Below are 673 nucleotides of genomic sequence, written 5' to 3' on the forward strand. Positions count from 1 at the left end.
GATAATGTCTTCAACCTGATCCGGATCAGCAATATCTTCAGGTAAGTGGTCGTTTACTTCAGAGTAAGTCAAATACCCTTGCTCTTTACCGCGAGCAATCAGTACTTTTAAACGCGACTGTTGTGAATCTGTTGGCATGTTCACCCTATTGTCTGGTGGCCGATTAAAAAATAGTCGGCCATTATACGGAATAATTAATCACCCACAAAGGAAAAGTGCGATCATAAACACAGAAATCAAGCTTATTAACAATTAAAGACGCTCAGATATTCGAGTGGTTACTGCTTGAGCTTGGCTGCGCTCTTCGTCGGTTAGTTGATCGGGTGATGTTATAAGCTTAGCTGCTCGCAGCGCATCAACACGTTTTTTTTGTTCGATTGCGCGTTTTATTATGAAATCTAATTCTTCAATCGCGATATCAGGCTCTGGAATCGCTTCAATCCCCGAAAACAAATCAAAAAATCGCTCGCGATAACCTTGCTGATCAACGGCAAGTTGATACATCAAATCTTGCTGCGACATGATCTTAAACTTGGTTATGAACCCAACAAACATCGCCGCTGTTTCAGACTGGAAGGTAATGTCTAAATCATTGAGTGCCTGATGTCTTTCTGGAGCGAAGTATAGTCCTAAACAAATCGCGATATCTTTAGTACGAATTACACGAATCTCG

At 41.3% G+C, this 673-nt stretch carries 1 protein-coding gene and 1 pseudogene; both read right to left on the minus strand.

From position 1 onward, the window contains the following. Nucleotides 1-138: RNA polymerase sigma factor region1.1 domain-containing protein (locus tag A3738_RS29085; RefSeq protein WP_156503920.1), on the minus strand; the 138-nt coding region annotated here is incomplete at its 3' end. Nucleotides 139-252: 114 nt separating this feature from the next. Next, nucleotides 253-673, minus strand: a pseudogene (locus A3738_RS30460) (hypothetical protein); the annotation flags it as partial.

It is taken from the genome of Oleiphilus sp. HI0066 (assembly GCF_001635725.1).